The sequence below is a fragment of the Allobosea sp. 67-29 genome, assembly GCF_001898115.1.
Lineage (GTDB): Bacteria > Pseudomonadota > Alphaproteobacteria > Rhizobiales > Beijerinckiaceae > Allobosea.
This window is the reverse complement of record NZ_MKSQ01000012.1, coordinates 1-1,756: the sequence shown is the minus strand read 5'-3', so window position 1 is coordinate 1,756 and position 1,756 is coordinate 1. Positions and strand designations below refer to the sequence as shown.

Genomic DNA, 1,756 nt, shown 5'->3' with positions numbered 1-1,756 from the left:
CCTCTCCCGCCTCCCGCCGCTGCTGCCGCTGGGAGGCCAGCTCCTGGTGGGGCAGGTTGACGGCGACGAAGACGCCCTTGTCGTTCATCGCGATCGTGCCGTCCGGCTGGCCGTTGCTCAGCAGCGAGACGCGCATGATCTGGCGCGGGTCGCCGGGAGCGGGGCCGGGCGCATAGAGCACCTGAAGGACCTGCCCGTCCGGCAGGGCCGATGTCTTCACCTTGCCGCCGAAGGCCGCGATCATCGCCCTGACCTGCTCGGGAGCCGCGCCGGCGCCGCGCATCGCCTGCTCGAAGTTCTCGCCGCGCTTGGCCATCACTAGCTTGTCCTCGACCTCCGGGTCGCGGGAGGCGGGGATCGGGGTCTTGGGGGCGTTGGTGACGTTCTCGGGGACGACCCGCACCTCGATGCCGGAGAAGCGCGTATCGGTCGCGGGGGCGTAGCCGAGGATGTCGCCATTGGCGGGTGCGGCCCCGGTCAGCGTGCGGCTCAGCATCAGCTGTGGCGGTATCGGCAGGGCCCGCTGACGACCGGAGTTGGCGTTGGCGCGCTCTTCCTCGACCTGCGAGATCACCTCGGCATCGGTGAGCTGCGGCTTGCCGGGCGGAATCTCGACATCGGCGAGGTCGCGCTTGACGATGGTGACGTCGGCATCGGCCGTGTCCTGCACCGGCTCGGCATAGCGTTCGTCCGGCTGGCCGCCCTCGGCGAAGAGCCGCAAGGGATTGAACGGCGGAACATTGGTCGCATAGACACCGGTGGTCAGCGACAGGTCGGTCGCGAGCCGCACGAAGGGGCGCACCCGGATCACCTCGCGCGCGCCGATGCGCTGGGACATCGGTGCGCGCATGGCGTGGCGCGCCGAGAGGACCGGCTGGTCGGCGACGAGACGGTCGGCCTTGCGGGCGCCGCCGCCGTCGCCGGCCGCCGAGGAGGCGCGCACCGTGACGGTCTCGGGCTGTTCGGGATAGCTGGTGTCGCCCCGCATCGCGACAAGGATCGCGGCACTGAGCAGGGCTGCGCCGCAGGACCCGACGAGCGCGCAGGCGAAAAGCCAGCGCAACGAGACGCCGCGCCGGTCGAGCGGCTGCTGGCGCCCGTCATCGGGCGCGATCGGCGGCTCGATCCCGAGATCGACCAGCAGGGCCGCCGCCTCGGGGGCGAGCGGCTCGACCGGCTGTGCGAACTCGGGATGGGCATTCATGGGGCGGCGGTTGCTTCTTGCAAGCTGTCTCGAAATCGCGATGGCAGCCCTCGCTGCAGCGAGGGCGCCTTGAACGCATCCTGACGAAAGCGCGCCAGGACCATGCCCGTGCCGGAGGCCGGAATCAATCCGTTCGACCGCGGACGCCTCTCCTGTGCTGAGAGATTGCGGCTGTTTTGGGAAAGGGCGCTTGCGCGTGCGCACGTACCGTATAGGCGCTGTCCCCAATATGAAGCCGGCCGTTTTTGACCTGCCGCAAGCCAGCGTCGCGGACAGCCGGGGGTGATAGCGGGACGAAGCCGGTCCCCTCCGAGAAAAATCTCCCTCCACAAAACGAATGGCTGCGGCGCTCGGTCCCCGGCGCTCAGGCGGAGGTTGCCGCGAACCCGCGAACGAGGCGAGAAAACGGGCCTTCTGCACCAGCTTTCCAGGCTTCCGAAAAAAGAGGCGCGATCCGTCAAAAAAACTTCATCGAGCGTGTTGACTTCCAATCCGGCCCTGGCCTATAAACCGCCCATCGAGACGGCGCCGCCGCTGAGCGGCGCCTCTTCT

Annotated in this window: 1 pseudogene; it reads right to left on the bottom strand. The window is 69.0% G+C overall.

The window, feature by feature from the left end:
• Positions 1-1,204, bottom strand: a pseudogene (locus BGO20_RS10545) (M23 family peptidase); the annotation flags it as partial.
• Positions 1,205-1,756: the final 552 nt, after the last annotated feature.